Source organism: Streptomyces sp. NPDC001219, assembly GCF_053597915.1.
In genome coordinates this window covers 16,376-40,684 of the sequence record NZ_JBSFJF010000060.1, presented here as the reverse complement: position 1 = coordinate 40,684, position 24,309 = coordinate 16,376, and the positions used below count along the sequence as shown (strand labels likewise).

Below are 24,309 nucleotides of genomic sequence, written 5' to 3'. Positions count from 1 at the left end.
CGGACGAACTCCCACTCGGCATCGGACAGTTCATGACGACGTATCACCCGACCATGATCTACCACCCGAGATCATTTGAAGACACCCCCTAGGGGACGTTCTTCACGTGGCCCTTCGCCGCGTAGGCCGGGGCTGCCGGTTTGAGTGGTTACCGGTGTCTTACAGGGCGTTCTCCCCGCTACCCCGGCGGGTCGGGTGCGGGGTTTGCTGGACACATGACGGGGCCGGCCGATCGCGGTCGGCCTGTTCGTCCCCTTCAGGAGGCCCTGGTGTCCCGCATGTCCCGCCGTATCTATCTGCCCCTCGTTCTCGTGCTGTTGGTCGTCGCCGGGGCCGGGCTCGCGCTCTTCCAGCCCTGGAAGGCGTTCAGCGACACCACGGTGAACGAGGCCCTGCCCAGCGCATCCGCCGCGATGAAGGACGGACCGCAGGGGAAGGGCAACGCCGGTATGGAGGGCGGGGAGTCGTCGGGGACCGGCATGCGGCCCAAGGACCTCGCCGAAGGCCGCTTCGTCAGCCACGAGCACGACACCACCGGCAACGCCCGTACGGTCCGGCTGGCGGACGGCGGTCAGGTGCTGCGGCTGGAGCACCTCAAGACCTCCGAGGGGCCGGATGTACGGGTCTACCTTTCGGCCCGGTCCGCCGATGGCGCGGAGTCCGGGCTCGGTGACGGGGCGGTCGAGCTCGGGAAGCTCAAGGGCAACCTCGGAAACCAGAACTACGCCGTCCCGGCCGGCACGGACCTGTCGAAGTTCCGCAGCGTGGTGATCTGGTGCGAGCGGTTCTCGGTCTCCTTCGCTGCCGCCGACCTCACTCCGGTGAAGCGCTGACCCGTGGCACACCCGGCCCGGCCCCGGCTCTCGGGCCGGGCCGCCAAGTCCTCGTGGAAAGACGGGCCTTCACGCGCTCGGACGCCACGGCAGACCAGCCGACGGGGTACATCATGGGCGTGGACGCCCGAGGGGGCCTGCGGAGAAGAGTGGAGTGGTACGTGACACGCATACTGGTCATCGGCGGCGGGATCGCGGGTACGGCGACCGCGTTGGCCCTGCACAAGGCAGGTTTCGACGTCACCGTGCACGAGGCGCATCCCGACACGGCCCAGGACATCGGGGCGTTCCTGACCCTGGCGAGCAACGGCATGCGCGCGCTCGCGCAGCTCGACGCCTCGGATGTGGTCACCGCACTCGGCTTTCCGCTGCCCTCGATGCGTGTGCTCGATGACCAGGGTGGTGAAGTGGCGCGTGTGCCGCTGGGGGAGGCGGAGGACGCGCGCCTGCGCTACCGGTGCCTGCGGCGCGGCGAGTTGAACTCCGCGCTGCAGGCCGAGGTCATCCGCCGGGGCATCGGGCTGGTGCACGGCGCGCAGTTGGTGTCCGTCGAGAACGGCCCGGAGGAGGCGACGGCGCGCTTCGCCGACGGCAGCGTCGCGACCGGTGATCTGCTCATCGGCGCGGACGGCCTGAGTTCGACCGTCCGGCGGTCGATCGCGCCCGGCGCTGACCCCGTTTACGCGGGGCAGAGCGTCTTCTACGGCTACACGCGCAGCACGCCGGCGGCGGACGAGACGGGGCACATCACCATGGTGCGGGGCAGCGCCGTGGCCTTCGGCTACGCGGTGTCGCCGGACGGGGAGACGTACTGGTTCGCCCGCGTCGCCGGTCCGGCCGTCCCCGCCGAGGAACTCGCACGCCCCACGCCCGCCCGGTGGCGGGAGCACCTCGTGGAGCTGCTGGGCAAGGACGCCACCCCCGCCGCGGGCATCGTCGCGGCCTCCACCGACGGCATCATGGCCACCAACGCCACCGAGATCCCGCTCGGAACTCCCTGGCGCTCCGGGCGGACGCTGATCATCGGTGATGCCGCGCATGCGGCGTCACCCGCGACGGGGCAAGGTGCCTCGATGGCGTTGGAGGACGCCGTCATCCTCGCCAAGTCCCTGCGGGACGCGCCCGATACGGACAGCGCGCTCGCCCTCTACGAGGCATGCCGGCGCCCCCGCGTGGAGCACAACATCACCGCCAGCGGCGAGATCTCCCGCGGCACCCGCACCCCGCCGCGCACCGGCCGGGCGCCATCCCCGCAGCGTCCCGGTGACGACGCGCTGATCGCCCAGCTCAACTGGAACCTCGATCTGCGCACTGCCTCCGGCGACATGGACTGAGCCGGGCCGAGTCGGAGTGAGCCGGGCCGAGTCGGACTGAGCCGGTCTGATGCCGGGGCACGTGGGCGTGCCCCGGCATCACTGTGTTCCGCCTCGCCCGGGTTGTGCGCCGGGGTGTGTGGTGGCCGGGTGGGGAATGGGGACGGTGAGGCAGGAGTTTCTTTCCATAGGCCTCGCTGATCTTGTATGGGAAGTCGAGCCGGCCGTTCTTGACGGTGATGAGGGGCTTGTTCGCAACGGTCGTATGGCGGTGAACGTAATGGCCGGAATTCTCCGAGGAATCCCATTCCATTCGACCACCGCGCTGCTACAGTTTCCCTCCTGTACAGTTGCCGGCTGCACGGATTCAATACCCGCCGGTTTCTTGCTGCTGTCGCGGCGCTGACCACGTCTGGACTGAATGGCTGAACGGGGGGCAGGTCATTGTCTGTCGATAGGCACTCCCGCTCGATGCTCGCCCGTGGCTTCAGTGTGCTGCGCTGTTTCCGGACAGGCGAACACGAACTCCCGCTGTCTGAAATAGCGCGCAGAGCCGACATGCCAAAAGCGACCGCTCACCGGATCATCGCGGAACTGGTCGACGAGGGAATGCTGGAGCGCAGCGAGAAAGGGCTGCGACTCGGCGTCGCCTTATTCATGCTGGGGGCACGGGTTCCCCGTCAGCTCAAGTTCCGTGATCTCGCTTTTCCGTATGCGGAGCGGTTGCATCAACTCACCCGCGGAAGTGCCTTCATTTTCATTTCCGACGCGTTCGGGCCGGACGCGGCGCTGGTGGACGCCGTGCGGCGCAGGTTCGGCCCGGACGGCGGGCTCGGGGCCGAGGGGGAGACCTGGGCCTCGGCGGAGGCCGCGACCCGGGTGCTGCACGCGTTCGCGGTGCGGGAGGCGGAAGGGAAGACCACCGGGGAGGAGAACCGGGTGCGGCACCAGGGGTTCGCGGCCGTCCGCAGCAAGGCCGGCACCCTCGGGGTCGCGACACCCGTGCTGACGGCGTCGGGCACGGCCATGGGAGCGTTGGCCGTCGCCGGCCCGCACACCCGGCTGGAGGTGGGCCGGGCCGCCTCGCATCTGCGGGCCGCGTGCAACGCCGTCTCCCGGGGGCTGCACCGTACGCCCGAGCTGGTGCCGGTGCAGTGACCCGCCGTCCGGCGGCCGTCGCGGCAGGCCCGTGGCACGGGGCGCCATGTCAGCCCCGCCGCGCAGTGAACAGGGTGGGCAGCAGCCGCCCGGCCAGGTACTCCTCGCGGGCCGCGGTGAGGGTGTCCCGGATGCGGTCGGCGGATGCGGAACCGTAGATCCCGGCGACACTGCCGCGGAAGATCCGTACGACCTTGAGGCGTTCGGCGAGCAGCGCCATGGCCCAGTCCGTCAGATCGCGCCGGACCAGGGCCGTGAAGCCCGCGTCGTCGAGCTGGCGCAGGCGGGCCGGGAGCGGGGTGGTGAAGAAGACCTCGCGCGGATGTGTCACGCGGAACGCCGCGGACGGCCCCGGGCCGCCGGGTGTCAGGCTCACCTCCTCGGTGAGGACGAGCAGTCCGCCGGGGCGCAGCAGCCGGCCGGCCTCGCGCAGGACGGCACCGGGGTCGGGGAAGTGGGGCATCGATCCCGTCACCACGACGACGTCGAGTGCGGCGTCCGGGAGCGGAACAGCGGTGGCCGAGGCGCAGATCTCGGTCATGCCCTCGCGCCCTTGCGAGCGGCGGATACGGCCGCTGACCGCGCAGTGCTCGGCGACGAGGTCCACTCCGTAGGCGCGGCGTACGGGGACCGGGTGCGCGGTGAGCCGGTCCACCAGGTACCGCAGCGCGCCGCCGAAGCCGCTGCCCAGTTCGCACAGGTCCACCGGGGGGAGGGCCGCCCCTCCGGGAGAGGCCTCCGCCAGGAGCGCTGCGACGGAGTCGGCCACCAGGTCGCAGCCCTGCGGACCGAAGTGGCCCATCTGGTCCAGCCCGAGCAGCCCGGCGGGCCCCTTCTCGCCGGTGAACTCGACGATCGACCGCTCGGTGCGTTCCCAGTCGTGCAGCGCGGGGAACAGCTCCCGGTGGTAGCGGTACTGGATGCCGCTCTGACCGTCCGGGACCCCGGGCGCGGTGTTCGGCACGATGACGCTCCTCGTTTCGTACGAAGGCGGATGCGGGTGGGAAGACCGGGTGCGCAGGGGGTGAGAGGGCTTCGGTCAGCTCCGGTCCTGCGGGCGGAACTCGTCGGGCACCGCGGCGCACACGGTGTCCAGAATCGCCAGCGCCTCCTTCGCCTCCTCGTCCGTGGCGATCAGCGGTGGCAGCAGCCGCAGCACCTCCGGGCGGCCCAGGCAGGGGGAGACCACGAGTCCGTTCCGGCCCAGCTCCATCAGGACCTCCCCGGCCGCGGCGGGAGTGGCGAACTCCACCCCCCACAGCAGCCCTTGCCCCCGCACCTCCCTGATCAGCGACGGGTGGCGCCCGGCGAGGCCGGTGAGCCCGGCGGCGAACAGCTCGCTCAACTCGGCTCCCCGCGACGCCAGTTCCTCCACGGACGTGAGGGCCGCGAGGCCGGCCGCCGCGCCGAGCGGATGCCCGGAGAAGGTGGTGGTGTGCACGAACGGGTCCGCGGACAGCGGCTCGTACAGCTCCGGCGTCGCCACCACGGCGGACAGCGGCTGCACTCCGCCGCCGAGCGCCTTGCCGAGCAGTACGGCGTCCGGCCGTACACCGCGGTCGGTGCTGACCAGCCGGGGCCCGCAGCGGCGCAGCCCGCTCTGGATCTCGTCGGCGATGAGGAAGGCGCCGTGCGCGTGCGCGGCGTCCGCGAGGGCCCGCAGGAACTCGGGCTCCAACGGCCGGACACCGCCCTCGCCCTGGACCGGCTCCACGATCACGGCGGCCACGCCGTCGTCCGGGTCCTCGCCGTCGCCCGCGAAGGCGCCGGGTATCGCGGACACCTGGGCGGGAAGGTGGGTCACGCCGCCGAGCAGCGGTTCGAGCGAGCGGCGGTAGCGGGCGTTCCAGGTCGTGGCGAGGGCGCCGAGGGACTTGCCGTGGTAGGCGCCCTCGACGGCGACGACACGCGTGCGGCCCGTGGCGAGCCGGGCCAGCTTCAGTGCCGCCTCGACGGCGTCGCAGCCGTTGAGTCCCAGCCACACCTTCGTCAGCCGTCCCGGGTCCGCCCAGGCCGTCAGAGCCTCCGCGAGGCCGGCGGTCGTACGGTTGGCCAGGACCCGGGTGGACACCGGCAGCGTGTCCAGTTCGCGGCGCACTGCGGCGACCACGGCGGGGTGACGCTGCCCGAGCAGGGTCACCGCGTAGCTTCCGAAGTCGAGCGCGCTGCGGCCGTCGGAGAGCCGTACGCGTGCCCCCTCGCCTCTCACCTCGATGGCGCCGGAGCCGTTCATGCCGTGCACGAGGGCCAGTTGGGGCGAGAGATGGCGGCGGGTCGCCCCGAGCGCGCTCCGGGCGGACTCGTCCTGCGCGGTCATGGGGCCGTCCTCTCCGCCGTCCGGTACGTCCCGCGGTCGCCGGCCGTCGGTCACCGGTCTGCCCATCGTTGTAGCCGCCCCTCCACGGTGCTGAGAAGTCGTGTTCCGGCTGCCGGAACGTCCGTTGAACCCGGTGGCGGCCCTTGGGAGGCTGCGCCGCATGGAGACCACGTCAGCCGGTGCCGCCACCGCGTTCCCGGAACCCGGCACCCTGGAGAAGCGTCTCGACGCGTTCCTCGCGGAGCGCGGGCTCGACCGGGATGCCGTGCGCAAGGAAGCCGACCAGGGCGTGGGCGCACCGGCCCTCGCGGTCGCCGCCGGATCGGTGCTCGCCGGCTTCGCCAACCACCGCAGCGATCTCGACCTGCTCGTCCTCGTCGAGAACGACCGGCTCAACCGCTTCCCCATCCAGTCCCACGAGCACGGCACGCTGATCGACGTCAACTTCCGCCGGGCGAGCGCCGTCCGGGACGCCACGGCCGAGCTGACCGCCGAACCCTGGCCCCGGATGTCCTCGGTCACCGAGGAGGCCTGGAACCACTGGCGCCGCACCCTGAACACCGTCGGCCGACTGGCGCTCGGACTGCCGCTCCTGACCTCGCGGCCCTGGGACGACTGGCACGCCGGGCTGCGCCGGCCGTGGCTCGCGGACGTGGTGGAGCAGTGGTGGACGGTGGAGGCGCACCGGCTCGCCCAGGCCGCCCGCTGGCTGCTCGGCGCGCGGCCCATGGCGGCGGCCGTACGCGCCCGGGAGGCGCTGGTGGCAGCCCTCAACGCCCGGGCCGCGGCGGGCGGGGAACTGTACTTCGCGGCGAAGTGGGTGGGCGAGAAGCTGAAGCGGCTCGGGGACGCCGAGGGCCTGGCTCTGCTCCGCGCCGCACTGAGGCCGCCGCTCGCACCCCACGAGGGGGTCCCGGAGTGCCTCGCCGCCGTCGAGCGCCTGATCGGTGCGGCCGCCCCCCTGCACGCGGTGCTGCGCTGGTCCACCGGCACCGGCACGACGCCGCTGGACGACCGCACGGTCGTGGACCGCTGGCAGCTGCGCGCCCTGGAGGTGCCGCGGCTGGGCCTGCCGCCCGTGGAGGGCGACGGAGTCATCTGGTCGGGCCCGGCCGGGACCTCGCCCCCGGACGACCTGCTGTCCCTTTTCGTGCACAACATGGCGTGGCTCGGTGTCGCACGCCCCGACCCGGCCGAGGCCGGACACCCCGCCACGGAGGTACCGGCGTGACACTCCCCGCAGCTGCGACCGCGGCCGCCGGCCGGCCTGCCGACGCGCCCCCGGCCGACCTACGACGCCTGCTCGTCTTCCGCGCCCACGGGGCCGCCCGGCTGCTGCTCGGCTGCCGGGCCCGGCTGGAGGACATCGAGGGCGCCGTCGGCGCGGGACAGGCCGAGGTCGCCGTCCTCATGGCGTACGAACTGGTACAGCTCTCCCTCTCGGTGCGCGGGTTGCGCACCGAGGGCGAACTGACCTACGGGCGGGACGAGGCGGGGTTTGACCCCTTTGCCGGGGTCCCGGCCGACGAGGCCGAGGCCGGGCTGGCCCTCGCCGCGGAGGGCCGGAGCGTCGTGACGGAATCCGGCGGTACCGACGTGTCCGGCGAGGAGTGGCTGGAACGGCTCCGCGCCCATCTGCGGGACACCGAGGCGCTGTTGGGGTACCCCGAGCCGCTCCCGGACGTGCGGTCCGGCAGCGGCCTGATGAAGGGCTTCAAGCTGGCGCGCACCTGGGAGCCGCTGCTGCGGCGGGTGGGCCTGCCCGATCTGCTGCCGGACGCCTGGACGCGCCGTGCCGACTGAAGTGGAACCACCACGCCCCGGCCCGGCGCCCGGCCCCGCGCCGGGGCACGGCGCCGTACCCGCTCTGCACGCACGCGGAGTCGGCAAGCGCTACGGCAGCACGACCGCGCTCCAGGACGTCGCCCTCGACATCGCCGAGGGCGAGATCGTGGGCCTGCTCGGACACAACGGCGCGGGCAAGACGACCCTGATGTCCCTGGTGGCGGGCCTGCTGCGGCCGGACGCCGGGGACATCGAGGTGCGCGGTGTGTCCGTCGTACGCGACCCGCGCCGGGCCCGCCGCGAACTCGGCCTGGCACCCCAGGAACTGGGGGTCTACCCGCCGCTGACCGTGCGGCAGAACCTGCGGTTCTTCGCCGAACTGGCCGGACTGCGCCGCCGCGAGGCCCGGCTGCGGACCGAGGAGGTCGCCGGGCCCCTCGGCCTCGCCGCCCTGCTGGACCGGCGCGTCTCCCGGCTCTCCGGCGGCGAGCAGCGGCGCGTGCACACCGCGATGGCCCTGCTGCACCGGCCGAAGCTGCTGCTGCTCGACGAGCCCACGGCCGGTGTGGACGTGGCGACCAGGGCGGGGCTCATCGCGTTCGTCCGCGAACTCGCCGCCGCCGGTACGGCCGTCTGCTACTCCACGCACTACCTCGCCGAGGTCGAGGCGCTCGATGCGAGTGTGGCCGTACTCGACCACGGCCGCATGATCGCCCGTGGCCCCCTCCGGGAACTGGTCCACCGCCACGGCGACGGTGCCGTGGAGCTGACCTTCTCCGGCGAGGCACCACACCCGCTGCACTTGCCCTGGCCGGTGACCCGCGAGGGCGGCGTGCTGCGCGTCCGCGTCAACCAGCCGCACCTGGCGGCACCGGAAGTGCTCGCCGCGCTGGGCGAGTCGGTGCGCCACCTGGTGAACCTGCGCGTGGTGCAGCCCAGCCTGGAGAGCGTGTTCCTGCAGCTGACCGGGCGCCGGTACGCGGCCGCCGGCCAGGACGCCGGCGACAAGGGCCGGGCCGCGGACCCGACCACCGGCCAGGCCGTCGGAGAGCCGTCAGAGGCGGGGCTCCATGGCTGACGCCCTCCACGGCTCCCTGGGCCGGATCACCGCACTCGTCCGGCAGGACGGCAGGCTGCTGCTCCGCGACCCCGCGCCGCTGGTCATCCGTACGGTGATGCCCCTGCTCATCATGGCGTTCATGCAGCCGCTGTTCCGCGCGGCGCTGCGCGCCGACGACGTCCACGACGCCAACGGCGCCGAACAGGGCGTCCCCGGCATGGCGGTGATGTTCCTCTTCTTCCTCGTGAGCATCGTGGGCTTCGCGATGTTCCGGGAGCACGGCTGGAACACCTGGGACCGGCTGCGGGCCGGACCGGCGCGGCCGTTCGAGCTGGTGGCCGGCCGGCTGGTGGTGCCGCTCGCGGTCGCGGTGGTGCAGCTGGCCGTGGTGTTCGGCGCGGGCGGTCTGCTGTTCGGGCTGCGGGTGCGCGGCTCGTACCTGGCGCTGGTCGTGGTGGGTGTGCCGCTCGCGCTGTGCGTGGTCATGGTCGGCATGGCGCTGGTGGCGCTCTGCCGCACCATCGCTCAGCTCAGCGTGTTCGCCAACCTCCTCGCGCTGGTCTTCGCCGGGCTCGGCGGCGCGCTGACCCCGCTGTCCGCCCTTCCGGACTGGGCCCGCCCGCTCGCGCCCGGAGTGCCGAGCTACTGGGCGATGCGCGGCTTCTCCACCGTGATCCTCGACGGCGGCGGCGTGGGCGCGGTCCTGTTGCCGGCCGGGGTGCTGTGCGCGTTCGCGGCCGGGCTGACCGCCGTGGTCCTGGCCTTCTTCCGTACCGGCCACCGCAAGCTCTCCTGGTCCTGACGTGCCCGGACCACCGGACCCGGTGCCCAGTGCCCGGCTCACCGTGACAGCAAGAGGGGACAGCCATGCCCGCCGTCGTGGTCTTCGACTGCTTCGACACGCTCGTGACGTCCCGGCCGCTGCCGGGACCGCGGGAGTTCACCGCCTGCCTCACCGACGTCCTGGCACTGGAGCGGCGGTGCGCGAAGGAGGTCGTCGAGGCCGTCTACACCACCCTGTTCACCGCGATGTCGGACCGCTCAGCGCTCCAGCCGCCGACACTGGACCTGTTGGACGCCGCCCTGCGCGAGCGCGGTGCGGCACGGGAGAAGGCCGAGCTGGAGAAGGCCCTGTGGTACGCGCTCGGCTGCGAGGAACCCGGCCAGTACGCGCTGTGCGCGCCGGCGGCGGAGGCGATGCGCCGCACGGCCGCCGCCGGCCACACCGTACGGCTGCTGTCCAACTGCTATCTGCCGGGCAGCCTGATGCGCAGGCTGCTCCACCGGGTGCGGGTGCCGGCCGTCTACGAACGGGCGCACTTCACCGCGGACGGCGGGCCCAAGAAGCCCGACCCCCGTGCCTTCCGCCTCATCGGTGAGGGCGACTTCGAGCGGCGCGTGATGGTCGGCGACTCCGAGGAGACCGACCTCGCACCGGCCGCCGCACTCGGCTGGGAGACCGTACACGTGCGCCCGGCCGCGCCCGATCTGACGGAACTCCTCGCGCTGCTGGACCTGTGACGCGCGCTGTGCGCACACGATGAGCGTTCCGCACAGAGAAACACCCGCTGCTTTCAACTGCCCGCTCTGCCTAGGGTTTTCCTGTTACGGCCAGCGTCGTAGAGAAGGAGTCGATACGTGCAGTCTGCCCCGCATCAGGCCCTCCTCGATGCCGGCTGGAGCACCGCGTGGAAGCCCGCCCCCGCCCGAGAGGGAGCCACCGGAGCGGAACGCATCCGCGCGCTCGCCGCCGGCGGTTACGCGGCCCTTCCGATCCCCGTGGAGTTCGGCGGCGCGGGCGCGAGCCTGACCGAAGTGGCCGCTGCCCAGCGGGCGCTGGGCATGGCCGACCCCTCCGCGGCCATCGCGCTGAACATGCACGCCTTCACGGTCGGGCTGATGGCCGACTACTGGCAGCGGCACCGGGACACCAGCTGGATGCTGCTGGAGGCGATCGCGGACTCCGGCGCCCTGGTCGCCTCCGCCTTCGCCGAACCGGGCGGCAGCCCCAACTTCATGAGCAGCCGCTCCGAGGCCGTGCCGACCACCAAGGGCTACCGAGTGACAGGCGTGAAGTACCCGTGTTCACTCGCCACCACGGCCACCCTCGTGTGCCTGACGGCCCACGTCACCGGCACCGACGAAACCCTGCTGGCCCTCTGCCCCCGTACGTCCCCGGGACTCACGGCCGAGGGGGAGTGGCCCTCGCTCGGCATGACCGCCTCCGACACGGCCCGGCTGGTCCTGCGCGACGTCGAGGTGGACGACCGGCTCGTCTTCCACCGCGGCCCGGCCGACGCCATCGACGACAACGTCGTCTCCGGCATGGTGTGGTTCGCGGTGCTGCTCACCGCCACCTACCACGGCGTCCTCAGCGCCCTGCTGGACACGGCGTACCGGCAGGTCACCGACGCGGGCACGTACGGGCCCAGGACCGCCCTGCTCGGCCGCGCCACCCGGGAGCTGCTGACGCTCGGCGGCGCCTGCCGCCAGCTCGGCGCGGACGTCGGATCGGGCGCGGTCGGCGGGCAGCCGGCGCTCGCCGCGGCGGTGGGGCTGCGTGCCTCGCTCAGCGACACCCGCGACCGCGTGCTGACCGCGGTCACCCCGGTCATCGGCGGCCGCCTCTACGGACGCGGGCAGCAGGCCGCCGGTCTCCTGGTCGACTCGCTCGCCGTCCACCACCACCCGCCGTCCCTGCTGGTCTGCGACGAGGTGGTCGGCTCGTACGGCACGGGGCGCGCCATCAGCTTCGACCCCGCGGCCGGCTGAGGGCCGCCGCCCCACCCCAACCCCGTACGCCCGTGAGGAGACACACCGCCATGCCCCACGTCGAGGTCAATCTGCCGATCAAGGCCCCGGTGGCCGCCGCCTGGCGCGCCGTCACCCGGCTTGAGGACTACGCCGCGTACATGGAGAACGTCGAGTCGGTGAACGTGCTCGGCGAAACCGCCTCCGGCGTCCGCACCAGCGAGTGGTCGGTGCTGCTGAAGGGCTCCGTACTGGAGTGGGTGGAGGAGGACGAACTCGACGAGGAGCGCCGCGTCATGTCGTTCACCCAGGTCTCCGGGGACCTGGACGAGTTCCGCGGATACTGGTGGGTCGACGAGGCCGGGGACGGCTCCGGCACGTCGGTGGTCACCTTCTCCGTGGACTTCGAGATCGGCATACCGCTGCTCGCCGACATGCTCAACCCGGTCGCCGGCCGGGCCCTGCGGGAGAACTCCGAGCACATGCTCCGCGCCATCGAGCGGCGCATCACGGCGGTCTCATGACAGCCCCCGCGGGCCCCGCGGCACCCGTGGAGTCCGCCCGCGTCCTGGTCACCGGGGCCACCGGCGCCGTCGGCAGCGCCGTCGTGGGCCGGCTGGAAGCGGCGGGCCACGAGGTGTACGGCGTGAGCCGCCGCGGCGCGCCCCGGCCGCGGCAGTTCGCCTGGCACGCCGGGCAGGAGGAGCCGCCGCCCGCCCTGCGCGGCCCGTGGAGCGCGGTCGTCCACTGCGCCGCCGACACCCGCTGGAACCTGCCCGCCGAACAGGCCGAGGAGGCCAACGTCGCCCCGCTGCGCGCCGTGCTCGCCCTCGTCGGCCCCGGGACGCACCTCGTGCACCTCTCCTCCTCGTACGTCACGGGGCTGGCGGGCGACATCGCCTCGCACTCCCCGGACGCGTACCGCAACTCCTACGAGTGGTCCAAGGCCGCGGCCGAACGCCTGCTGCACGCCGAGCGGGAGAGCGCCGACATCGTGCGCTTCCCGATCGTCGTGGGGGCCAGGGCCGACGGCGCGCTCGACCGCTACAGCGGCTTCTTCTGGCTGCCGTCGTCCATGTGCAGTGGCGCCGTTCCCGCGCTGGTCGCGGAGGAGAAGGCGCTGCTGGACATCGTCAGCACCGACGACGTGGCCGCGCACGTGGACCGGCTGATCGCCGGCGGGCCGCCCGCGAGCCACCGTCTGACGGTGCTGGGACGCGGTGACCTGGCGCAGCGGGTGGACGAGGCGTTCGACACCGTCCTGGACGCCCTCAACGACTGGCGCGCGGAGCACGGAGTGCCCCTGCTGGAGCGGCTGCCCTATGTGACGCCCCAGCAGTGGAACCGCTTCTATCTGCCGTTCGCCGAGCAGTACCTGGACCGGGCGCAGCTGCTGCGGGTCACCGCCTTCCGCGCGTACCAGGGCTATCTCTCGGTCACGGAGCCGTTCGACATCACCGGCCGGGTGGCGGACACCCGGCCGGTGCTCTTCCGCTCGATCCGGCGCTGGGCCGAGACCCACGAGACCTCCGCCCGTCGGGTGCCCAGGCCGTGGAAGGCCTGACGCAGAAAGGACAACCTCCCATGAAACCCATACGTGTCGCCCTCGCCGGTGCCGGGAACTGCGCCTGGAGCTTCGCCCAGTTCGTCGCCCTCGCCCAGGCCGACCCCGACACCCCGCTGCCGGGCCTGATGTGCCCCACCGTGGGCGGCTACCGGCTCGCGGACGTACGGGTCGTCGCGGCGTTCGACGTGGACGCGGCGAAGGTCGGGCGCCCCCTGGCCGAGGCGTTCACCGCTCCGGTCATCTCCGCGACGGCCTTCACCGAGCTGGGCGGCGACCGCCATGCCCCGGTCCTCGCGGCACCCCTCCTCGACGGCCTCGCCGGGCCGCTCGGCTCCGTCGTGGTCCCGGCCGACGCCGCCCGCGACGCCACCCAGGACGACGTCGCCAAGGCCCTTGTCGACCACGAGGCGGACGTCCTCGTGATCGCGCTGCCCACCGGCGCCTCCCGGGCCATCCGGATGTTCGCGGACGCCGCCCTCGCCGCCGGCGTCGCCGTCGTGAACTGCACCCCCGAGGAACTGGCCCGGGACGAGGGCGTCAGCCGCCGCTTCGCCGAGGCGGGGATACCCCTCCTCGGTGACGACCTGCGCAGCCACCTGGGCGCCACCTGTCTGCACACCGCCCTGATCGAGCTGCTGCTCAGCCGCGGACTCCAGCTGGCCGGCACCTACCAGCTCAACGTCGGCGGCAACACGGACTTCATGAACCTGGCGGACGCCGGCCGCTCGGCCTCCAAGTTCACCTCGAAGGCCAATGCGCTGCGCGCGGCGGGCATGACCGACGTCGACGGCGTGGCCGGGCCCACCGGCTACATCGCGCACCTCGCCGACACCAAGGTGTGCTTCGCCCACGTGCGGGCCACCTCCGTGCTCGGCTCCGAGGTGCAGATCGACATCAAGCTCACGGTCGAGGACAGCCCGAACGCCGCCGGTGTCATCGCCAACGCCGTGCGTGCCGCGAAGACCGCGGTCGACCGCGGTCTGTCCGGCCGGGTGGACGCCCCGTCGCCGTTGCTCTTCAAGAGCCCGCCGCGCGGGCTGCCCGAGTCGGAGGCGCGGACGGCGTTCCTGGACTTCGCCGCCTGACCGGCACCGTCACCGAAACCATCCGGAACAGCGAGAAGAGAGACGGTCGATGCTGTCGATACAACGGGACTCCCGGTCGGTCGAGGACCTGCCCTACGAGCTCGTCGAGCGCAAGGGGGTGGGGCACCCGGACACCATGTGCGACGCGATGGCGGAGCGGATGTCCCGCTGCTACTCGCTGCACTGCCTCAAGGAGTTCGGGGGCATCGCCCACCACTGGTTCGACAAGGTGACGCTGTACGGCGGCGGGGCGGACGTCGGCTACGGGAGGGGCGAGCTGACCTCTCCGTACCGGGTCAAGGTGTTCGGCAAGGCGGCCTTCCGGGTGGGCTCCGCCGAGATCCCGGTGCAAGAGCTCATGTTCCGCGCCGCCGCGGACGTACTGGCCGAGGTCACCACGGGCTTCGACCCCGCCCGCCACCTGGTCCTCGAACTGGGCGTGGTGGACCATACCGGGGCGGGCCGCGGCCGCTCCCGCTACCAGCCCGCGACGCCGGAGGACCTGGTCCCGCTGCGCTCCACCGGTCTGGTCTCCAACGACACCAACCTGCTGCACGGCTACGCCCCGCTGTCCCGACTGGAGAACGCGGTGCTGGGGCTGGAGCGCCTCGTCAACGGCCCCGACTTCAAGCAGCGCCACCCGGACAGCGGCTGGGACGTGAAGGTCTTCGGCAGCAGACGGCACGACACCTTCAGCCTGGTCGTCAACATGCCCTTCCTCGCGGCCGGCATCGAGTCGATGGACCACTACCTGGCCCGCAAGGCCGTGATCCAGCGGGAGCTGGAGGAGTTCGTCAGGACCCTCGGCATACCCGACTTCCGGATGCTGATGAACGCCACCGACCGCAACGGCCGCCCCTACCTCACCGCGCTCGGCTCCGTGGCGGACACCGGCGACGTGGGCGTGGTCGGCCGGGGCAACCGGGTCAACGGGCTCATCACCCCCATGCGCCCGATGAGCATCGAGGCGCCCGCGGGCAAGAACCCGCTCGACCACACCGGCAAGATCTACAACGTGCTGGCCATGCGGCTCGCCGGGCGGGTGCACGAGGAGTTCGGCGGGCCGGCACAGGTGCACATCTTCACCTCCAAGGAGGCGCCGCTGGAGCGCCCGGACGAGGTCGTCGTGACGACCCGCCCCGACATGGACGAACCGGCGCTGAAGGCCCTGGAGTCGCTGGTGGAGAACTCCGTCGCCGGCTCGGGCGAGCTGACCGCCGAACTGGTGGAGACGGGCGTCACTCTGTGGTGAGCGCGGAGCAGGCGCGGGCCCTCGTCACAAGGGTGGGCGCCACGGGAAGGCGCGCGGACACCGGCCCTCCGCGGGTGCCCGCGCCCGTGACCGGCAGCCACTTCGCGGTGCTGGTCAAGCCCGAGGTCATGACGCCCGGTTTCGCGGCGGAGGCGCTGGCGCAGGCCGTACGGGTGCTGGGCGAGGGCGGTGTGGACGTGCGGCGCTGCGCGGTGCTGCCGGCCGGGGACTTCGCCGGGCGCGGCTGTCTGCTGCTGCACTATCCGCGGCTGCACCGGGTCGCCGCCGACGGCGCCGAGGCGCTGTGCTCCGCCGCCCGCCGGGAACTCGGCTCGCTCCTCGCCGTGACAGCTGCCGCCCGGTCCGCGGCCCCGCGCGTCCTCGGGGCGTACGAGGCGATGACGCGCGAGCCGGACCTGTCCCCGGCCGCCCTGGAGAAGCGCTGCCGGGACGCGGGCATCCACAAGCTGGGCTCCGGCTCGTACGCCGCGGTGACCGAGCCGGACGGGCACCCGGCCACCGTGGTGCTCAACGGTTTCCTGCCCGCCCTGGCCGCGGGCTACGGCACCCCCGGCTCTCTCGTCGGTCTGCTCGAATGCCACAGCCACCGCGAGATCGCCGCGTTGCGCGGCGCTCTCCTGGGCGCCCTCGATCCGGCCGCGGCGGCCCCCGTGTCGCTGCGCGGTGCGCTGGGCGCGGCGGCCCGGGAGCGGGGAATCGCCCTGGGCGAGGGACGCAACGCCGTCCATCTGTCGGCGGGCCATCTGGAGGGGATGTTCCAGGTCTGGCGGTACTTCACCGCCATCGACGGGAACGGTGTCGAGACCACCGCGTTCGGCCGCTCCCTGGCCGGGCTCGGGGCGTCCCCGGCGCGGGTGGCGGAGCTGGCGGCCGACCACAACCTCTCCGAGGACTCAGGGGAGACGCTCTCCCCGCACGGCGCCACCGAGAACCTCGGCCGCGACGCGGCCCTCGCCCTCGTCGCGCGATGGTGCGGCAGCGGAAAGGAGTCAGGCACATGACCGGGACCACCGGCCCGCAGCGCGGGCTCGCCGGACGCACCGCGGTCGTGACCGGCGGGGCCCAGGGCATCGGGGCCGCGGTCGCCGAGCGGCTGTGCGCCGAGGGCTGCCGCGTCCTCGTCTACGACAGGAGCGCCGAACACGGCCGGACGGCGGTGGCCGCGTGGCGGCAGCAGGGCCATGAGGTGCGGCTGGCCGTGGGTGACGTGACGGACCGCGCGGCGGTCGCGGCCGCCTTCGCTGGCCTTCCCGGCGACTGGCCGCGGCCGACACTGCTGGTGAACCTCGCCGCGGGCTTCGTCTTCAAGGGGCTGGAGGCGACCGAGGAGGAGTGGCACGCGGCGCTCGACCCCACCATCGTCGGACTCTCCCTGGTCACACGGGAGTTCGTCACCGGGCTGCCGGAGCGGGCCGTCGGCGCCGCGATCGTCAACATGGCCTCCATCTCGGCGCACATCGCCCAGCGCGGCTATCTGACGTACAACACGAGCAAGGCGGCCGTGCTCGGTTTCACCCGGTGCACCGCAGAGGAACTCGCGCCCCGGGGGGTACGGGTCAACTCGGTGAGCCCCGGGACGGTGTGGAACGCCAACAACGAGCGCTACCACCGCGAGGCCCTCGGCCTGGACCGGGCGACGGCCGAGGCCGCCCCGGAACACGGCGGCAGGTTCCTGCTCGGCCGGTTCGCCGACCCGGCGGAGGTCGCGGCGCCCATCGCCTTCCTGCTCTCGGCCGAAGCAAGCTTCATCACGGGGACCGACCTCCCCGTCGACGGCGGATACCTGGCGGTGTGACGCGATGATCGATCTGCACACGCACCACGAGCGCTGCGGGCATGCCACGGGCTCGCTGCGGGACTACGTCACGGCGGCCCTGGACAAGGGCGTCAGGGTACTGGGCCTGTCCGACCACACGCCCTGGTTCGCGGAGGACGAGGACCACGCGAAGCCCCGGGTGGCGATGCCGAAGTCGGAGTTCCCCGCCTACATCGCCGAAGCCCTGGCGCTGAAGGAGGAGTTCGCGCACAGCATCGAGATCCTCGTCTCCACCGAGGCCGACTTCTTCAGCGGCCGTATGGACCCGTACAGCCGGGCGCTGAGCGGGTATCCGCTGGACTACGTCATCGGGTCGGTCCACATGTTCGAGGGCCGGGACATCTTCGACACCCGCCGCTGGGAGTCGGTCCGGGACGACGAACTCGGCGCCGTGAAGTCGCGGTACTTCCGGGCGGTGGCCGCCTGCGCCCGCTCCGGGCTGTTCCACGTCCTGGGCCATGTGGACGCGCTGAAGGGCAACTACCCGAAGCTGGCCGGCGCACCGGCACCCGCGGCGGCCGACGAGATGCTGCGCGCGATCCGGGACGCCGGCGCCGTGATGGAGATCAACACCTCCGGCGGCACCAAGATGTGCGGCGGCTGGTATCCCGACTTCGACGTCCTCGAACGCGCCCACCACTTCGGGGTCCCGATCACCTTCGCCTCCGACGCGCATGTGCCGGAGCGCGTCTGCGACCAGTTCCCGGAGGTGGCCAAGGTGCTCGAAGAGATCGGGTTCCGCGGGTGGACGGTGTTCCGCCGCGGGGTCGCCCGGACCGTGCCGCTGTCCTGACGGACGCCAGTCCCGACCGTTTCGACTCCCTGGAGCCTTCATGAACGTGAGCGCACTCGCCGAGACCGAGCCCGCCGGGGCGATCACCCGGTACCTCCTCGTCCGGGACCAGCCGTTACGGGTCGTCACCACCTCCGCCGAGGCCGACGGGCTGGTCACGGAGACCTTCTGGCCGCCCGGGATGCTCGGCGTGCGCGAGACCCCCGCCGTGTCCGACCCCGGCCTCACCGTCATCGATCTGACCCGCACGCCCGCCGAGATCGACGAGCTGCTCCGGGCGGCGGAGGACACCGCCGTGCGCGGCGCGTACGAACTCACCCGGCACTACCGGCTGCCGCGCTACGACGGCGACGGCTGGACGGTGTTCACGCTCCGGGACGTGAACTCCGACGAGACCGCGGCGCTGATACGGACGGAGCGGACCCTCACCGTCGTACGGCCCCGGACGGGGCTCGGCGACCGGTGGCTGACCCGGGTCATCCGCGATGTGGCCACCCGGGTCGCCAAGGCCGGCGGCTCCCTCGTCCTGCACTCCTCGGCGTTCGTCCATGACCACGGTGCCTGCCTGGTGATCGGTGACTCGGGAGCGGGCAAGTCGACCACGGCCATCGCGCTGGCCCGGCTGCTGTCCGGCGCCGGGGCCAGGTCCCGGACCGGCTGGATGGGCAACGACCGTATGCACCTGGACCAGCCGTCGGACGGCGACGGCTACCGGGTCACCGCCTGCCCGCTGCCGCTCGCCATCAACAAGGGCTCGCTCGACGTCATGGGCGTCACCGACTTCCGGTCCTGGTCCGTACGCGCGGGCTTCCCGCCGCCCGGGTCGGACTGGGACCGCTTCCAGGGCGAGGACAAGCTGAAGCTCAGCTCCCAGGAGGTCGGCCGGTACCTCGGCGTCCGCGTCGTACCGAACGCCCCGCTCGTCGCTGTGCTCCTTCCCCGGGTCGACCTCGACGCCGAGTACTCCTTCGGGCCCGCGGCACCGGACCACACGGCCGATGTGATCAAGCGGAACTGCTTCTCCCTCGACGACAACCTGTACGGCGAGGACTGGCTGAACGTCCCCGTGCGGCGCCGCACCGCGCCGCCGTCGCTCGACACCTTCCTGGAGCACCTCACGAAACTCCGCGTACTGCGCTGCTCCGTGGGCAGTGCGGCGGACCTGGCGCGGCTGGCGGACGACTTCCGGGACGCCGTACGGAGATGACCCTCAGCCGGAGATGACCCTCAGCGGCCCGGGTCGGCCTCCCCGTCCGCGCGGGCGTCCGCGTCGAGCGCCGCCGCCGTCCTCGTGACCAGGTCGAGGTTCTGCCGGAACCGCGCCCAGAAGCGCGCGACCCAGCCGAGGTACCACGGTCCGAGGCCCGCGTCGCGCCGTGCGAGCAGCGTCACATGGCCGTGCCTCGGCAGGAACCACAGGGCGCCGAGCCGCGCCAGGTCGCCCGCGCTCGCGTACGGCACGGGCAGGCGCCTGTGCAGCTGCGTGAGAAAGCGGCGCAGGGCCGCCGGGTCCAGTACGAAGTCCCCGCGGCCGGCGCGGCAGGAGAGCCACAGTGCCTTGCCCGCGTCGGCCGGCCGGCGCGAGAAGCCCGCCTCGTCCCAGTCGATCACGGTGAGCGGCTGCCCGCCGCCGGAGATCAGGTTCCTGCCGTGCAGATCGCCGTGGTGGACCAGCAGGGCGTCGGCCCGGGTCAACCGCCGGGCGGCGTCCCGCAGTTCACCGAGATGCTCGTCCATGGCGCGGGCGAGGCCCTGCCATGCGCCGGTCAGCAGCGGCCCCACGAGCGCGCGCTCCTGCCCGGCCTCCGCCACCCACGGCGAGGCGTAGTCCCCGACGAGATCCTCCCCGGCCCCCCTCTCCGCCCCGGTCCCGGCTCCGGCCCCCCGCGCCGCCAGCTCGGCGAGTACGCCCACGACCTCGCCGATCCGCTCCCGCGCGTCGTCCGAGGGCACTCCCGGTGCGTAGGGCCGTATCACCACCATCCGGCGCGGGCCGGTCCCGTCGTGTCCGATGCCGAGCAGCGGCGGGTACCAGTCCGCGCCACGCAGCACCTCGTCCACGCGCAGGATGCGCCGGTACTCGGCTTCCGAGGAGCGTTCCGCGCAGTGCACCTTCACGGAGAAGGTACGGGCGCCGTGCGCCACCCGGTACGACGCGTTGAGACCCCGGCCTTCCAGGGCCCGCGCCGCACCGGCGGTGACGAGCCCCACGGCGTGCGGGACCGTGAGCCGGGCGGGCCCGCCGGAGGTCACCGCCGGCGCCCGCGCGGAGCCACTTCGCCGCCGAGCCAGTCGGTCACCGCGGTGACCAGGCGCTCCACCGGCTGGTCGCTGTCCAGCCGCAGTACCGGGAGGTCCAGCCCGGCCAGCCAGCGCTCGTCCTTGGACCGGCGTCCCGGAACGTCGGTGTCCTCGTAGCCGCGCGCCCACTCGATGAAGTCCCGGTGGGCGGTCTCGTGGGTCCCGCCGCTGCCGATCGTGTCGCCGTACCGGACCACCTCACGGTGCAGCAGCCGCTCCACGCGGGTGTCCGCGTCGACGGTCAGGAAGACGACCGCGTCCGCCTGCGCGACGACACCGTCGCCCCAGCCCCGCAGCGACCCGGAGAGCACCCAGGCGTCGCGCGGCACGAACAGCGCGTTCATCAGGGCGACGCGCTCCTCGACGGGGCGCTTGTGGAGGTAGGGCGGGGAACTCGGCAGCCAGAGGTAGTCGTCCACGTCGGCGTGCGGCACGGCCCACAGGGTCGCGAGCGAACGGCCCAGAGTCGTGCTGCCTGTTCCGCTCGCCCCCGTGACGAGCAGCCGGTACCCGCGCATCAGCAGTCTCCCCCTCGTTCGGTGTCCCTCTGACCGGTCCTGCCCGGCCTGCTGCGTCCTGCCTCCGTCACAACGGTCTCATTCCGGAGTTTCGCTGGGCAGAACGGTCGAGGACAGGCTACGGCCCGGCGGCTAGTCTCGCGGCATGCCGACGGCACTGGTGACGGGTGTCTCCCGCGGCCTGGGGGCGCACCTCTGCCGTGCGCTCAAGGCGTCCGGTTACCGCGTACTGGGCCTGGGCCTCGCCACCTCGCCGCGCGGCGCCGCCGTCGACGCCTACCGGGTGGCCGATCTGCGCGAGCCGCTCGCGGACGGCCTGTACGCAGCCGAGGACATCGACGTGCTCGTCAACAACGCCGGGGTCTATGTGGACGATCCGCGCGGCGGGTACGGCGATCTCTTCGCGCTCTCCATGGCCGACCTGCGCGAGACCTTCGAGGTCAACCTCTTCGGCACCGCGCAACTGGTCCTGAGGTACGCGCCCCGGATGCTCGCGCGCGCCTCCGGCCGCATCGTCTGCGTCTCGTCGGGGATGGGCAGGCTCCAGGACGCCGACGGGGCGTCCTTCGCCTACCGCTCGTCGAAGCTGGCGGTCAACTCCCTGGTCCTCACGGTGGCCCGGCAGTTCACCGCCGGTGGCGGGGACCTGGCCGCCTTCTCGTACTGTCCGGGCTGGATTCGGACCGACATGGGCACGGACGCGGCCCCGCTCGCTCCGGGGCCCGCGGCGGACGACCTCGTACGGCTGCTGGGACTCCCTGCCACACGGTCCAACGGCCGGTTCTTCCGGGGCTTCGCCGAACTGGGGTGGGACACCCGGGGCCCGCTGGTGGGGGAGGGGCGGGACACCGGCGCGGAGAACGGCTGAGGGGACACCGCCAGCCGCTGGCCGGCCTCCGTTCCGCCCAGCGGAATCACCACGGACAGGGCACGGAAACCTTGTCACGATCGGCCCATGGCACCGAGCAGCCCGACGCACCGGTACACCGTCGGCTCACGCTTCGCGCGTACCGGACTGACGTGCACGCCGTCCGTCGCGGAGCGGATCGACCGGCTCGCGCGTCCCTATCTGACCCTCGAACGGAGCCCGTCCCCGCCGGGTGCGTGGCAGGTGATCGCGGAATCCGGGCCGCCCCCGGAGGGCGCCGTACCGGAGTCGGTCACCGCGCTCGGCGAACTCCCCCTGGAGTACGCCGTCGACCACACCCGCAGAACCCTCCACCACGTCGCCCCGGAGGGCGAGGCCTGGGTCGTCCAGTCCCTGCTGCGGGCCACCCGGGCGGTGCACCGCTCGGCCGCGAACCGCCAGGGCGTGCTCTTCCTGCACGCCGGGCTCGTCGAGCTGAACGGCATCGGCGTCGCCCTGGTCGGCGGAAGCCGGGCGGGCAAGACCTCGTTCATCATGGCCGCCGTGCTGGACGGTTCGGGCGTCATGGTGGGCAACGACGACGTGAGCCTGACGACGGAGCAGCCGGCTCCGGACCGTGGCCCCGAGCAGGGTGGCGCCGGCACCACCGTCGTGGGCGACGGGTGGCCGCGGTCCGTCTCGGTCCGACTGGACACCCTGGACCTGCTGTTCGGGCCGGACCGGGCGGCCGACGTCCTCGCCGCACTGACCCACCCCGCCAACGAGACGCTGCCGGGCCTGCGGGAGTCCGGTGTCGAGAAGCACGGGACGGCCCTCATCTACCCCTGGGAGTACGCGGATCTGCTGCACACGAAGATCGGGCGGTCGGCCGGGGTCGACGCACTCGTCCATCTGAGCCTCGCCGACGACCCGTCGGAGGCCGGACTGTCCCTCGTACCCCCGCCCGAGCGCACCGGGCCGCTGGACGAGCACGTCCTCGCCCTGCCGAACAAGCACCTCAACATCTTCGGCCACGAGCCCCGCCCCGGGAGCCTGCTGCGCACCCGCGAGGCCCTGGCGGCGCTGCCCACGTTCCGCTTCCGCTACGAGTTCCGTGACGTGCGCCGGCAGGTCGGCCGGCTCGCGGACGGGCTCGCCGAGCGGCTCGGGGACGTCACAGGCCGAGCAGCACCGGCCGGTCCGGAACCCCGCCCGTGAGCAGCGCGGTCAGCGGCGTGGCCAGATCGCGCGGCGAGAACAGGTCGGGGCCGCGGTGGTCCACGAGGTCCCGCGGCCGCCACCAGCGCATCCCGCTGATGTTCTCCGCGGCGAGCCGCTCGTCGCTCAGGGCTCCGCGCGGCACGAAGGAGGCGGTGCGCACGAGGTAGTAGTCGTTGACGACGCCGTCGTACCCCTTGCTCATACCGGGGTCGGCGACCTCCTGGTGCCACACGTGAGGCGGCTCCGCGCGCCCGGCGAGGTCGAGCCCCACCTCCTCGCGCAGTTCGCGCCGCAGGGCGCCGAGCGGGGTCTCGCCCGGGGCGACACCTCCGCCCGGAGCGGCCCACAGCACGAAGGTGGCGGCCCCGTCGCCGTCCGGCCCCGGCAGAGTGAACCGGCAGAGCAGGATGCGGTCTTCCCCGTCCAGGACGAGCGCGCGGACGGAGTGCCGGAGGTTCAGCGAGGTCACCAGGTCACGTTATCCGCACACCATCGCCGGCGGTCCGGAACCGGACATCGCCCGGCAGAGAGGGGAAGACCAGCCGTGCTCTCCTTCCGTGCCCACCTGTCCGCGGTCCCCGGCATGGACTCCTTCGACGAGGACGCCGTGCTCGCGAAGATCCATCTCGTCGACAGCGACATCCTGATGCTGTCCGGCTCGCTCGTGGACGGATCGGGCACCCCGTCATCGGACTTCGACTTCTGCGTCATCGCGCAGGAGAAGGACGGGCGCTTCCACCGCGACACCTTCCCCCGCGCGAGCCACATGCGCTACTACACGAGCGGCGACCGCGTGAAGGCCAGCTTCGACTACCTTCCGGACAGCCTGCTGGGGGTGGACGTCGAGTACCGGACGGTCCAGGAGATCTCCGACATGCTCGCCGCGCACGCGCGCCTGTACACGGAACTGAGGAGCCGCGCCCGCAAGTCCTCCGCCTTCGCCGCCTCGGCCGTGGACTTCCGGGTCCTCTCCCGTCTCACCTACGGAGTCCCGCTGACGAACGCCCCCGCCTTCGAGAAGCTCGCGAGCGAGGTGCGGCCGGGCGAGGTGGCGTACACGGCCTTCCGCACCGCCGTCGGCAGCTACCCGGACTTTCGCGACCTGGCCGGAATGTGGGCCCAGCACGACCACGAGTCCGCGCTGATCGCCGCCCGCAAGCTCGGCATCGACACCTTCCGGGGTCTGACGCACGCGTACGGCAACACCAACCGCAACCCGAAGTACCTGGCCCGCTTCCTCGCCCGGCTCCCGGCGCGGCTCTCCGGACTGAGCGGGCGCTTCCGCCACCTCAACGCCTACGGCCCCGGGGACCAGGACGGCGCCGCCGACGCCGTCCTGGAGTGGCTGGACCTCATCGACGAGGCCTTCGCCGAGATCCGCCGGGTGCGCGACGAGGCCGAGGCCTTCGTCGGCCGGCAGGAGTTCCTCGGTCTGCTGAGGGGCGAACTCCACCGGACGATGAGCTGGAACGCCGAGATCTCGAACGAGTACAGCTTCCGCGCCCGCGAGGCGGAGTCCGGCCTTCCCTCGCTGCGCGAACTGCTGACCGCCATGACGGCGCGCAGCGCGGCCGAGCACCGGCTGCCGCTCCGTGAGTGGGCCGCTGAGCGGGCGGCACCCGCCGGCGAGGACAACAAGTCCACCTGAAGGGCCCGCCGCGCCACCCGTCC

The 24,309-nt window shown here is 72.8% G+C and carries 25 protein-coding genes; 20 read left to right on the top strand and 5 right to left on the bottom strand.

Translation table 11 applies throughout. The features are described 5' to 3' along the window. Positions 1 to 278: 278 nt before the first annotated feature. The 3 genes from ACWC9R_RS29255 to ACWC9R_RS29245 all read left to right on the top strand — a co-directional run bounded on the left by ACWC9R_RS29255 (position 279) and on the right by ACWC9R_RS29245 (position 3,304). Complete coding sequence (locus ACWC9R_RS29255; RefSeq protein ID WP_450735990.1) at positions 279 to 833, top strand: DM13 domain-containing protein; 555 nt, start codon at positions 279 to 281, stop codon at positions 831 to 833. A gap of 161 nt (positions 834 to 994) precedes the next feature. Continuing rightward, entirely contained in the window at positions 995 to 2,167 is a 1,173-nt protein-coding gene (locus ACWC9R_RS29250) for an FAD-dependent oxidoreductase (RefSeq protein ID WP_450735986.1), read from the top strand. A gap of 450 nt (positions 2,168 to 2,617) precedes the next feature. Then, entirely contained in the window at positions 2,618 to 3,304 is a 687-nt protein-coding gene (locus ACWC9R_RS29245) for an IclR family transcriptional regulator (RefSeq protein WP_450735988.1), read from the top strand. Positions 3,305 to 3,353: 49 nt separating this feature from the next. On the opposite strand, the gene ACWC9R_RS29240 is transcribed toward ACWC9R_RS29245, so the two are convergent. Together ACWC9R_RS29240 and ACWC9R_RS29235 are read right to left on the bottom strand one after the other, a co-directional pair. Beyond that, the gene (locus tag ACWC9R_RS29240) at positions 3,354 to 4,268 is read right to left on the bottom strand and encodes a class I SAM-dependent methyltransferase (protein ID WP_450735984.1); all 915 of its coding nucleotides are present in this window, start codon (positions 4,266 to 4,268) and stop codon (positions 3,354 to 3,356) included. Between the two features lie 75 nt (positions 4,269 to 4,343). Then, positions 4,344 to 5,621, bottom strand: coding sequence for an aspartate aminotransferase family protein (locus ACWC9R_RS29235; protein WP_450735983.1), 1,278 nt, complete (start codon positions 5,619 to 5,621; stop codon positions 4,344 to 4,346). Positions 5,622 to 5,781: 160 nt separating this feature from the next. Here ACWC9R_RS29235 and ACWC9R_RS29230 point away from each other — a divergent pair, with 160 nt between their 5' ends. The 14 genes from ACWC9R_RS29230 to ACWC9R_RS29165 all read left to right on the top strand — a co-directional run bounded on the left by ACWC9R_RS29230 (position 5,782) and on the right by ACWC9R_RS29165 (position 18,958). After that, complete coding sequence (locus tag ACWC9R_RS29230; protein ID WP_450735982.1) at positions 5,782 to 6,852, top strand: hypothetical protein; 1,071 nt, start codon at positions 5,782 to 5,784, stop codon at positions 6,850 to 6,852. Then, positions 6,849 to 7,424, top strand: a complete 576-nt coding sequence (locus tag ACWC9R_RS29225) for a hypothetical protein (protein WP_450735981.1) — start codon at positions 6,849 to 6,851, stop codon at positions 7,422 to 7,424. Before ACWC9R_RS29230 ends, ACWC9R_RS29225 begins: the two co-directional genes overlap by 4 nt. Further along, positions 7,414 to 8,484: an ATP-binding cassette domain-containing protein gene (locus ACWC9R_RS29220; protein ID WP_450735979.1), complete on the top strand. Its 1,071-nt coding sequence runs from the start codon at positions 7,414 to 7,416 to the stop codon at positions 8,482 to 8,484. The genes ACWC9R_RS29225 and ACWC9R_RS29220 overlap by 11 nt, the downstream gene beginning before the upstream one ends. Next, positions 8,477 to 9,268 (top strand): ABC transporter permease, encoded by a 792-nt coding sequence (locus ACWC9R_RS29215; RefSeq protein WP_450735978.1) that lies wholly within the window; start codon positions 8,477 to 8,479, stop codon positions 9,266 to 9,268. Before ACWC9R_RS29220 ends, ACWC9R_RS29215 begins: the two co-directional genes overlap by 8 nt. Before the next feature lie 65 nt (positions 9,269 to 9,333). Beyond that, positions 9,334 to 9,987 (top strand): HAD family hydrolase, encoded by a 654-nt coding sequence (locus tag ACWC9R_RS29210; protein WP_450735977.1) that lies wholly within the window; start codon positions 9,334 to 9,336, stop codon positions 9,985 to 9,987. Positions 9,988 to 10,104: 117 nt separating this feature from the next. Beyond that, complete coding sequence (locus ACWC9R_RS29205; RefSeq protein ID WP_450735976.1) at positions 10,105 to 11,238, top strand: acyl-CoA dehydrogenase family protein; 1,134 nt, start codon at positions 10,105 to 10,107, stop codon at positions 11,236 to 11,238. Between the two features lie 50 nt (positions 11,239 to 11,288). After that, on the top strand, positions 11,289 to 11,741 hold the full coding sequence (locus ACWC9R_RS29200; RefSeq protein WP_450735975.1) for a type II toxin-antitoxin system RatA family toxin: 453 nt from the start codon (positions 11,289 to 11,291) through the stop codon (positions 11,739 to 11,741). After that, positions 11,738 to 12,781 carry an NAD-dependent epimerase/dehydratase family protein gene (locus tag ACWC9R_RS29195; protein WP_450735974.1) on the top strand — a complete coding sequence of 348 codons (1,044 nt, stop codon included), beginning with the start codon at positions 11,738 to 11,740 and terminating at the stop codon, positions 12,779 to 12,781. The genes ACWC9R_RS29200 and ACWC9R_RS29195 overlap by 4 nt, the downstream gene beginning before the upstream one ends. Positions 12,782 to 12,801: 20 nt before the next feature. Next, positions 12,802 to 13,869: an inositol-3-phosphate synthase gene (locus ACWC9R_RS29190; protein WP_450735972.1), complete on the top strand. Its 1,068-nt coding sequence runs from the start codon at positions 12,802 to 12,804 to the stop codon at positions 13,867 to 13,869. A 49-nt stretch (positions 13,870 to 13,918) separates the two neighbouring features. After that, a complete protein-coding gene (locus ACWC9R_RS29185; RefSeq protein ID WP_450735971.1) occupies positions 13,919 to 15,121 on the top strand; it encodes a methionine adenosyltransferase in 1,203 nt (400 codons plus the stop codon). Between the two features lie 86 nt (positions 15,122 to 15,207). Next, positions 15,208 to 16,143 carry a hypothetical protein gene (locus ACWC9R_RS29180; RefSeq protein WP_450735969.1) on the top strand — a complete coding sequence of 312 codons (936 nt, stop codon included), beginning with the start codon at positions 15,208 to 15,210 and terminating at the stop codon, positions 16,141 to 16,143. Then, complete coding sequence (locus ACWC9R_RS29175) at positions 16,140 to 16,937, top strand: SDR family NAD(P)-dependent oxidoreductase (protein WP_450735967.1); 798 nt, start codon at positions 16,140 to 16,142, stop codon at positions 16,935 to 16,937. The genes ACWC9R_RS29180 and ACWC9R_RS29175 overlap by 4 nt, the downstream gene beginning before the upstream one ends. A 4-nt stretch (positions 16,938 to 16,941) precedes the next feature. Next, positions 16,942 to 17,751, top strand: a complete 810-nt coding sequence (locus ACWC9R_RS29170) for a histidinol-phosphatase (RefSeq protein WP_450735965.1) — start codon at positions 16,942 to 16,944, stop codon at positions 17,749 to 17,751. A 40-nt stretch (positions 17,752 to 17,791) separates the two neighbouring features. After that, the gene (locus ACWC9R_RS29165) at positions 17,792 to 18,958 is read left to right on the top strand and encodes a hypothetical protein (RefSeq protein WP_450735964.1); all 1,167 of its coding nucleotides are present in this window, start codon (positions 17,792 to 17,794) and stop codon (positions 18,956 to 18,958) included. A gap of 20 nt (positions 18,959 to 18,978) precedes the next feature. Here the strand turns inward: ACWC9R_RS29165 and ACWC9R_RS29160 are convergent, their stop codons facing one another. Beyond that, positions 18,979 to 19,962: a phosphotransferase gene (locus ACWC9R_RS29160; protein WP_450735962.1), complete on the bottom strand. Its 984-nt coding sequence runs from the start codon at positions 19,960 to 19,962 to the stop codon at positions 18,979 to 18,981. Between the two features lie 38 nt (positions 19,963 to 20,000). Then, on the bottom strand, positions 20,001 to 20,570 hold the full coding sequence (locus ACWC9R_RS29155; RefSeq protein ID WP_362612648.1) for a P-loop NTPase family protein: 570 nt from the start codon (positions 20,568 to 20,570) through the stop codon (positions 20,001 to 20,003). Between the two features lie 145 nt (positions 20,571 to 20,715). Between ACWC9R_RS29155 and ACWC9R_RS29150 the strand changes: the two genes are divergently transcribed. Together ACWC9R_RS29150 and ACWC9R_RS29145 are read left to right on the top strand one after the other, a co-directional pair. After that, positions 20,716 to 21,438 carry an SDR family NAD(P)-dependent oxidoreductase gene (locus ACWC9R_RS29150; RefSeq protein WP_450735960.1) on the top strand — a complete coding sequence of 241 codons (723 nt, stop codon included), beginning with the start codon at positions 20,716 to 20,718 and terminating at the stop codon, positions 21,436 to 21,438. An 87-nt stretch (positions 21,439 to 21,525) separates the two neighbouring features. Then, positions 21,526 to 22,635 (top strand): hypothetical protein, encoded by a 1,110-nt coding sequence (locus ACWC9R_RS29145; RefSeq protein ID WP_450735959.1) that lies wholly within the window; start codon positions 21,526 to 21,528, stop codon positions 22,633 to 22,635. On the opposite strand, the gene ACWC9R_RS29140 is transcribed toward ACWC9R_RS29145, so the two are convergent. Beyond that, positions 22,592 to 23,107 (bottom strand): NUDIX domain-containing protein, encoded by a 516-nt coding sequence (locus ACWC9R_RS29140; protein WP_450735957.1) that lies wholly within the window; start codon positions 23,105 to 23,107, stop codon positions 22,592 to 22,594. The two genes, ACWC9R_RS29145 and ACWC9R_RS29140, sit on opposite strands and share 44 nt — an antisense overlap. Before the next feature lie 75 nt (positions 23,108 to 23,182). Between ACWC9R_RS29140 and ACWC9R_RS29135 the strand changes: the two genes are divergently transcribed. After that, entirely contained in the window at positions 23,183 to 24,286 is a 1,104-nt protein-coding gene (locus ACWC9R_RS29135; RefSeq protein ID WP_450735956.1) for a hypothetical protein, read from the top strand. Positions 24,287 to 24,309: the final 23 nt, after the last annotated feature.

What these genes read in the sequence shown, in the direction of transcription:
- ACWC9R_RS29245 (WP_450735988.1), top strand. Translation starts at nt 2,618, where the DNA reads ATGCTCGCCCGTGGCTTCAGTGTGCTGCGCTGTTTCCGGACAGGCGAA.
- ACWC9R_RS29195 (WP_450735974.1), top strand. Translation starts at nt 11,738, where the DNA reads ATGACAGCCCCCGCGGGCCCCGCGGCACCCGTGGAGTCCGCCCGCGTC.
- ACWC9R_RS29190 (WP_450735972.1), top strand. Translation starts at nt 12,802, where the DNA reads ATGAAACCCATACGTGTCGCCCTCGCCGGTGCCGGGAACTGCGCCTGG.
- ACWC9R_RS29175 (WP_450735967.1), top strand. Translation starts at nt 16,140, where the DNA reads ATGACCGGGACCACCGGCCCGCAGCGCGGGCTCGCCGGACGCACCGCG.
- ACWC9R_RS29170 (WP_450735965.1), top strand. Translation starts at nt 16,942, where the DNA reads ATGATCGATCTGCACACGCACCACGAGCGCTGCGGGCATGCCACGGGC.
- ACWC9R_RS29200 (WP_450735975.1), top strand. Translation starts at nt 11,289, where the DNA reads ATGCCCCACGTCGAGGTCAATCTGCCGATCAAGGCCCCGGTGGCCGCC.
- ACWC9R_RS29150 (WP_450735960.1), top strand. Translation starts at nt 20,716, where the DNA reads ATGCCGACGGCACTGGTGACGGGTGTCTCCCGCGGCCTGGGGGCGCAC.
- ACWC9R_RS29155 (WP_362612648.1), bottom strand. Translation starts at nt 20,570, where the DNA reads ATGCGCGGGTACCGGCTGCTCGTCACGGGGGCGAGCGGAACAGGCAGC.
- ACWC9R_RS29215 (WP_450735978.1), top strand. Translation starts at nt 8,477, where the DNA reads ATGGCTGACGCCCTCCACGGCTCCCTGGGCCGGATCACCGCACTCGTC.
- ACWC9R_RS29185 (WP_450735971.1), top strand. Translation starts at nt 13,919, where the DNA reads ATGCTGTCGATACAACGGGACTCCCGGTCGGTCGAGGACCTGCCCTAC.
- ACWC9R_RS29255 (WP_450735990.1), top strand. Translation starts at nt 279, where the DNA reads ATGTCCCGCCGTATCTATCTGCCCCTCGTTCTCGTGCTGTTGGTCGTC.
- ACWC9R_RS29230 (WP_450735982.1), top strand. Translation starts at nt 5,782, where the DNA reads ATGGAGACCACGTCAGCCGGTGCCGCCACCGCGTTCCCGGAACCCGGC.
- ACWC9R_RS29145 (WP_450735959.1), top strand. Translation starts at nt 21,526, where the DNA reads ATGGCACCGAGCAGCCCGACGCACCGGTACACCGTCGGCTCACGCTTC.
- ACWC9R_RS29210 (WP_450735977.1), top strand. Translation starts at nt 9,334, where the DNA reads ATGCCCGCCGTCGTGGTCTTCGACTGCTTCGACACGCTCGTGACGTCC.
- ACWC9R_RS29165 (WP_450735964.1), top strand. Translation starts at nt 17,792, where the DNA reads ATGAACGTGAGCGCACTCGCCGAGACCGAGCCCGCCGGGGCGATCACC.
- ACWC9R_RS29235 (WP_450735983.1), bottom strand. Translation starts at nt 5,621, where the DNA reads ATGACCGCGCAGGACGAGTCCGCCCGGAGCGCGCTCGGGGCGACCCGC.